A 7,701-nucleotide genomic window follows, 5' to 3' on the forward strand; every position below is an offset into this window, starting at 1 on the left:
CCGCGCAGGGCCGTCCAAGGGCCGGACGGCCTCAGGGTGTCGTCCGCGTGCATCCGGGTGTCCCCTTCGCTGGTCTCCGGCGGCGTACGGCTGCACCGTTCCGTCGGGACCGGCCGGGAGGTCTCTCAGGGCTGAGAGACCTCCCGGCCGTCACAAGGAGCCGTGCCGCTAGGCGCCTGCGCCGCCGGGCTCCTGGCCGGCCAGGTCCCGGACCGCCTCGGCGAAGGCCTCGCCGCGCTTGTTGTAGTCGGTGAACATGTCCATCGAGGCGCAGGCCGGGGCCATGAGCACGGTGTCCCCCGGCCCGGCGAGCCGTGCGGCTTCCCGCACCGCCGCGGCCATCGCCCCAGTGTCGGTCCGGTCGAGGTCGACCACCGGCACATCCGGGGCGTGTCGCGCCAGCGCTTCCGCGATCAGGGCCCGGTCGGCCCCGATGAGGACGACGCCGCGCAGCCGCTTGGCGGCCTTGGTGACGAGGCTGTCGAAGGTGGCGCCCTTGGCGAGCCCGCCGGCGATCCACACGATCGACTCGTAGGCCGCGAGGGACGCCTCGGCGGCGTGGGTGTTCGTGGCCTTGGAGTCGTCCACGTACGCGACGCCGGCGACGTCCGCGACGTGGGCGATGCGGTGGGCGTCCGGCCGGAAGGCGCGCAGGCCCTCCCGCACGGCCGCGGGCTCGACGCCGAAGGCCCGGGCCAGGGCCGCGGCCGCGAGGGCGTTGGCGACGTTGTGCGGGGCCGCGGGCTTCACGTCGGAGACCTCGGCGAGCTCCTGCGCGGTCGTCTGCCGGTCCGCCACGAAGGCCCGGTCCACGAGGATGCCCTCGACCACGCCGAGCATGGACGGGCCGGGGGCGCCGAGGGTGAAGCCGATCGCGCGGCAGCCCTCCTCGACGTCGGCCTGGCGGACCAGGTGCTCGGTGGCGGGGTCGGCGGCGTTGTAGACGCAGGCGACCTGGTTGCCCTCGTAGATCCGGCCCTTGTCGGCGGCGTACTCCCGCATGGAGCCGTGCCAGTCGAGGTGGTCGGGGGCGAGGTTCAGGACGGCCGCGGAGTGGGCGCGGACGGACGGCGCCCAGTGGAGCTGGTAGCTGGAGAGCTCGACGGCGAGGACGTCGTACTCCTCCTCGCCCAGCACCACGTCGATGATCGGCGTGCCGATGTTGCCGACGGCCCGCGTGCGCAGGCCCGCGGCCCCGAGGATCGAGGCGAGCATCTGGACCGTGGTGGTCTTGCCGTTGGTGCCGGTGACCGCGAGCCAGGCGGCCGGCTTGCGGCCGCTCTCGCCGCGCAGGCGCCAGGCGATCTCCACGTCGCCCACGACCTCCACGCCGGCCTCGGCGGCCGCCGCGAACAGCGGGCTCGACGGCTTCCAGCCGGGGGAGGTGACGACGAGCTCCGTGCCCTCGGGCAGGGTCTCCGCGTCGCCGAGGCGGACGGCGATGCCCTCGGCCTCGACGGCCGCGGCGCGCTCGCGCAGCTTCGGGCTGTCGCCGCCGTCGACGACGGTCACCCGGGCGCCGAGGCCGGCCAGGGCGCGGGCGGCGCTGATGCCGCTCACGCCGAGGCCGGCGACGGTGATGTTCTTGCCGCTCCAGGCGGCGGAGGCGGAGGGGTGCGTCACTTGATGGCCAGCCATCCCGCGTAGAAGATTCCGAGGCCGACAGCCACGCACAGGCCCTGGATGATCCAGAAGCGGACCACCACGAGGACTTCGCTCCACCCCTTGAGTTCGAAGTGGTGCTGGAGCGGGGCCATCCGGAAGACTCGCTTCCCGGTGAGGCGGAACGAACCGACCTGGATGACCACCGACAGGGTGATCAGCACGAAGAGGCCGCCGAGGAGGGCGAGCAGCAGCTCGGTGCGCGAGCAGATCGCAAGGCCCGCGAGGGCGCCGCCGAGGGCCAGCGAGCCGGTGTCGCCCATGAAGATCTTGGCGGGCGAGGTGTTCCACCACAGGAAGCCGAAGCAGGAGCCCATCAGGGCCGAGGCCACGACGGCGAGGTCGAGTGGATCGCGTACCTCGTAACAGCCGGAACCGGCGGTCAGCGGGTTGCCGCAGGACTGGCCGTGCTGCCAGGTGCCGATGAAGACGTAGGCGCCGAAGACCATCACCGAGGCGCCGGTGGCCAGGCCGTCGAGGCCGTCGGTGAGGTTCACGCCGTTCGACATCGCGAGGATCATGAACAGCGCCCACACCACGAAGATGACCGGGCCGACGGACCAGCCGAAGTCCTGGGTGAAGGAGAGCCGCATGGAGGCCGGGGTCTGGCCGCGGGTGTCCGCGAACTGCAGGGCCAGGACGGCGAAGGCGATGCCGACGATCAGCTGGCCGGCCATCTTCGCCTTGGCCCGCAGGCCCAGGCTCCGCTGCTTGACGATCTTGATGTAGTCGTCGAGGAAGCCGACGAGGCCCATGCCCGCCGTCAGGAACAGCACCAGCAGACCGGAGAAGGTCGGCTCGTGGCTGGTGATGACCTTCGTCAGCGCGTAGGCGATCAGCGTGGCCAGGATGAAGGCGATGCCACCCATGGTGGGCGTGCCCTTCTTCCCGGCGTGGCCGCGCGGGCCGTCGTCGCGGATGAACTGGCCGTAGCCCTTGCGGGCGAGGAACTTGATCAGCAGCGGGGTGCCGATGAGGGTCAGGAAGAGACCGATGACACCCGCGAAGAGGATCTGGTTCATCAGCCGGCGACCTCACCGTCGACGGCGAGCAGCTGCTCAGCCACCCGCTCCAGCCCCACCGACCTGGACGCCTTCACCAGCACGACGTCACCCGGGCGCAGCTCGCTGCGCAACAGGTCGACCGCCGCCTGCGCGTCGGACACGTGCACCGACTCCTCACCCCACGAACCCTCGTTATAGGCGCCCATCTGCAGCCAGGCCGCTTCCCTGCCCCCGACTGCAACGAGCTTGCCGACATTGAGCCGGACGGCGAGCCGTCCGACCGCGTCGTGCTCGGCGAGTGACTCCTCGCCGAGCTCGGCCATCCGACCGAGCACCGCCCACGTGCGGGCCCCCTTCGCCGTGGCGGCGGCGCCCATGGCGGCCAGCGCGCGCAGCGCGGCTCGCATGGACTCGGGGTTGGCGTTGTAGGCGTCGTTGACGATCGTCACGCCGTCCGCGCGCTCGGTGACCTCCATCCGCCAGCGGGAGAGCTGGCCGGCCTCGGAGAGCGCAGTGGCGATCTCTGTCACGGGCATGCCCAGCTCATGGGCGACGGCGGCGGCGGCGAGCGCGTTCGACACGTGGTGCTCACCGTACAGCCGCATGGTCACGGCGGCGCACCCGGTGGGTGTGTGAAGCGTGAAGGAGGGCTGGCCGGTCGCGGTGAGGCGGACGTCCTCGGCGCGCACGTGGGCGTCGGCGGCCTCGCCGAAGAGGACCGTGCGGGCCTTGGTGCGGTCGCTCATGGCGCGCACCAGGGGGTCGTCGGCGTTGAGCACGGCGACGCCGCCGGCGTCCGCCGGGGGCAGCGCCTCGACGAGCTCGCCCTTGGCCACGGCGATCTGCTCGCGGCCGCCGAACTCGCCGACGTGGGCGGTGCCGACGTTGAGGACGACGCCGATGCGCGGCGGGGTCAGCTCGGTCAGGTAGCGGATGTGGCCGATGCCGCGGGCGCCCATCTCCAGGACGAGGGTGCGGGTCTCGGGGCCGGCGGTCAGGGCCGTCAGGGGCAGCCCGATCTCGTTGTTGAGGGAGCCGGGGGTCCACACGGTGGGGCCGAGCCGCTGCAGCAGCTGGGCGATCAGGTCCTTGGTGCTGGTCTTGCCGGCGGAGCCGGTCAGGGCCACCACGTCGGTGCCGAGCTTGTCCACGACGGCGCGGGCGAGGGCGCCGAGGGCGGCCACGACGTCCGGGACGACGATGGCGGGGACGCCGACGGGGCGGGTGGCCAGGACGGCCACGGCGCCGTCGGCGACGGCGCGCTCGGCGAAGTCGTGGCCGTCGACGCGCTCACCGGCGATGGCGGCGAAGAGGCTGCCGGGCCGTACGTCGCGGGAGTCGCGCACGACCGGGCCTTCGGCCATGCGGCCGGGGTCCGGTATGTCGTGCTGCTGCCCGCCGACGATGGCGGCGATCTCGGCGAGGGACAGAGCGATCACTGAGATTTACCTCCGGCCGTTCGGGAGAGCTTCCGGGGGGAGGGTTGTGCGCGCATGGCGGTCTGTCATCCCTGGTCGTTCCGGTGCGTGGTCAACGAGCGCAGCGCGGCTTCGACGGCCTCGCGCAGCACCTGGCGGTCGTCGAAGGGGCGGACGACGCCGTTGATGTCCTGGCCCTGCTCGTGGCCCTTGCCGAGGATCAGGACGATGTCGTCGGCCCCGGCCCGGGCGACCGCCGCGGCGATCGCGTCGGCCCGGTCCTCCAGCAGCAGGACGGTGCCGCGCTCGTGGACGGGCACCTCGGCGGCGCCCGTGAGCATGGCGGCGAGGATCGCGAGCGGGTCCTCGGAGCGGGGGTTGTCGGAGGTCAGCACGGCGGTGTCGGCGAGCCGGGCGAGGGCCGCGCCCATGGGGGCGCGCTTGGTGGTGTCGCGGTCGCCGCCGCAGCCGAGGACGGCGTGGATGCGGCCGGTGCAGACCTTGCGCAGCGCGCGGAGAACCGATTCGACGGCGTCCGTCTTGTGCGCGTAGTCGACCACGGCCAGGTAGGGCTGGCCGGCGTCGACACGCTCCAGGCGGCCGGGCACGCCGGGCACGGCGGCGACGCCGTCGGCGGCGGTCTGCGGGTCGATCCCGGCCGCGACGAGGGCCACGACGGCCGCCAGGGTGTTGGCGACGTTGAACGGGCCGGCGAGCGGCGCCCTGGCCCGGACGCGCTCGCCCTGCGGGCCGAGGATCGTGAAGACCGAGTCGAACGGGCCGATCTCGACGTCGGCCGCGCGCCAGTCGGCGTCCGGGTGGCCCTCGGCGGAGAAGGTGGTGACGGGCACCTCGGACTCGCCGGCGGCGAGCCGGCGGCCGTACTCGTCGTCGAGGTTGACCACGCCGGCGCGGCTGCGGCTCTTGGTGAAGAGCTCCGCCTTGGCCTGGAAGTAGTCCTCCATGCCGGAGTGGAACTCCATGTGCTCCGGGCTGAGGTTGTTGAAGACCGCGACGTCGAAGACGCAGCCGTCGACGCGGCCCAGGCGCAGGGCGTGGCTGGAGACCTCCATGGCCACCGAGCCGACGCCGCGCTCGCGCATGACGGCGAAGAGCGCCTGCAGGTCCGTGGCCTCGGGGGTGGTGCGCTCGGACTTGATCCGCTCGTCGCCGATCCGGGACTCGACGGTGCCGATCAGGCCCGTCATCGCCCCGGCCGCGCGCAGGCCGCCCTCGATGAGGTACGCGGTGGTGGTCTTGCCGGAGGTGCCCGTGATGCCGATCTGGAGCAGTTCCTCACCCGGTCGGCCGTAGATCGTGGCGGCCAGCTCGCCCATGACGGCGCGCGGGTCGGCCACGGTCAGCACGGGCAGCCCGGTGGCCGCGGCGCGCTCGGTGCCCGCGGGGTCGGTCAGCACGGCGACGGCGCCGAGGCCGGCGGCCTGGGCCGCGAAGTCGGCGCCGTGGAAGCGGGCACCGGGCAGGGCGGCGTAGACGTCGCCCGGCCGCACGGCCCGTGAGTCGTGGGTGATGCCGGTGACGGCGGCCCCGGAGCCCTGCGGCGCGGGGATGCCCAGCTGACCGGCCAGCTCCGCCAGGGGCGCGGGGCGGACATGGGTGGGGCGGGGCGCACCCGCGGGAACGGCGGGGGCGCCCTGGGGGCTGGTGTGGGACTGATCAGCGTGTGGCACGGCGGTGAGCGTACCGGGCGCACCCGCCCCGTCGCGAAGCGAGGGGCGCCCCGGGCCGCGGTTCCCCGGTTCGGGAGTGATGGTCGTCACGGCCGGCCCCGGGCTCACTGGTCGTCGTAGCTCACCGGCAGCCGGGGCGGCTGGGTGCCGGAGGGGGGTACCTGCAGGGTCTTCAGGGCGAACTCCATCACCTGCTTGTAGACGGGTCCGCAGATCTGGCCGCCGAAGTAACTGCCCTTGGTCGGGTTCTGGATGGCGCAGTAGACGGTGACGCGCGGCTGGTCGGCGGGGGCGAATCCGGCGAAGGAGGCGGTGTAGCCGTGGTAGCGGCCGGTGCGCGGGTCCACCCGGTTGGAGGTGCCGGTCTTCCCCGCGACGCGGTAGCCGGGGATCTTGGCCTTGGTGCCGGTGCCCTCCCGGTCGTCGACGACGGACTCCAGCATCGTGGCGAGCTCCCGGGCGGTGCGTTCGCCGATCACCCGGGTGCGCTCGGGGACGGGCGCGGGGGTGAAGCGGCCGTCGGGGCCCTTGGTGCCGCGGACGAGGGTGGGGCGGATGCGCTCGCCGCCGTTGGCGATCGTGGAGTAGACGGAGGCCGCCTGGACGGCGTTCAGGGACAGGCCCTGGCCGAACGGGATGGTGTACTGCCGGGAGCCCTGCCACTTGGCCGGCTGGGCGAGGATGCCGGGCGTCTCGCCCGGGAAGCCGAGGCCGGTGGGCTCGCCGATGCCGAACTTCCGCAGGTAGGTGTAGAGGACCTGGTTGGCCCGGCCCTGGTCCTTGCCGAGCTGCTCGGCCGCGAGGATGGTGCCGATGTTGCTGGACTTGGCGAGGACGCCGTTGAGGGTCAGGTGCCAGGTCGGGTGGTCGACGTCGTCGGCGAAGGAGCGGTCGGCGCGCGGCAGCCGGTTGGGCACCTCGACGTGGGTCCCGGGGCCGGCCGCGCCCTCCTCCAGGACGGCGGCCATGGTCATCACCTTGCTGACGCTGCCGGGCTCGTAGGCGTCCTGCAGGGCGGCGTTGCCGAGGGCGGCGCTGTCGGCGTGGGCGAGGTCGTTCGGGTCGTAGCCGGGGGCGTTGGCCATGGCCAGGATCTCGCCGGTGCGGTTGTCCTGGACGACGACGTAGCCGCGGTCGGCCCCGGACTCCTGCACCTGCCGGGTGATGGCGCTCTGGGCGGCCCACTGGATGTCCCGGTCGATGGTCAGCTCGATGTCCGAGCCGGGCACGGCGGGCTGCTCCTTGACGTCCCCGGTGGGCACCTGGCGGCCGCCGGACTGGGCGTAGACGAGCTTGCCGTCCTGGCCCGCGAGGACGCGGTCGTACTGCGCCTCGATACCGCCGCCCCCGCGGCCCTCCGCGTTCACGAAGCCCAGTATCCCGGCCGCGAGGCCGCCGTTGGGGTAGACGCGCTTGCTGTGCGGTTCTCTGTTGACCCCGGCGAGGACGTCGGCGCCCTCCTTGCGCTGCGCCCTGGCGGCGGAGGCCTTCTTCAGCTCCTTGATCCGGTTCCAGACCTTGGGGGTCTGCCGGCGGGCGAGGACGACGTACTTCGACTTGGGGTTGGCGGTGAGCTTCTGCTCCAGCACCGAGGGGCGCTCGCCGAGGACGGGCGCGAGCAGGGCGGCGGCCTGCCGGGCCGCGCCCTCGGCCTTGATCCGCTCGGGGGTCAGCAGGTCGGGCGCGGCGGTGATGTCGTAGGCGTCGACGGTGGTGGCCAGGTCGATGCCGGAGCGGTCGGTGACGGTGCCGCGCTCCGCGGCGAGAGTGACCGGGATGTACCGGTTGACGTTGGCGCGGGCCGCGTAGGCGCTCGCGTCGAAGGCCTGCACCTGCAGCAGCCGGACGGTGAAGACGAGCAGGACGAGCGTGAGCCCGAAGCCGACCAGGCGCAGCCGCGGCCGGGGGCTGCCGAGCTTCAGGGGC

At 73.4% G+C, this 7,701-nt stretch carries 5 protein-coding genes; all 5 read right to left on the reverse strand.

What is annotated here, in order from left to right; translation table 11 throughout:
• Nucleotides 1-168 precede the first annotated feature (168 nt).
• Nucleotides 169-1,638 (reverse strand): UDP-N-acetylmuramoyl-L-alanine--D-glutamate ligase, encoded by a 1,470-nt coding sequence (murD, locus tag V7793_RS29320; protein WP_336012023.1) that lies wholly within the window; start codon nucleotides 1,636-1,638, stop codon nucleotides 169-171.
• The gene (gene mraY, locus V7793_RS29325) at nucleotides 1,620-2,684 is read right to left on the reverse strand and encodes a phospho-N-acetylmuramoyl-pentapeptide-transferase (RefSeq protein WP_336012027.1); all 1,065 of its coding nucleotides are present in this window, start codon (nucleotides 2,682-2,684) and stop codon (nucleotides 1,620-1,622) included. Before mraY ends, murD begins: the two co-directional genes overlap by 19 nt.
• Nucleotides 2,684-4,105: a UDP-N-acetylmuramoyl-tripeptide--D-alanyl-D-alanine ligase gene (locus V7793_RS29330; RefSeq protein ID WP_058044822.1), complete on the reverse strand. Its 1,422-nt coding sequence runs from the start codon at nucleotides 4,103-4,105 to the stop codon at nucleotides 2,684-2,686. Before V7793_RS29330 ends, mraY begins: the two co-directional genes overlap by 1 nt.
• 65 nt (nucleotides 4,106-4,170) lie before the next feature.
• Entirely contained in the window at nucleotides 4,171-5,865 is a 1,695-nt protein-coding gene (locus V7793_RS29335; protein ID WP_336012031.1) for a UDP-N-acetylmuramoyl-L-alanyl-D-glutamate--2,6-diaminopimelate ligase, read from the reverse strand.
• A 14-nt stretch (nucleotides 5,866-5,879) separates the two neighbouring features.
• On the reverse strand, nucleotides 5,880-7,701 hold a 1,822-nt coding region (locus tag V7793_RS29340; protein ID WP_336012034.1), incomplete at its 5' end, for a peptidoglycan D,D-transpeptidase FtsI family protein.

The organism is Streptomyces sp. KLMMK (assembly GCF_036961605.1).
In the GTDB taxonomy this organism is placed as follows: domain Bacteria; phylum Actinomycetota; class Actinomycetes; order Streptomycetales; family Streptomycetaceae; genus Streptomyces; species Streptomyces telluris.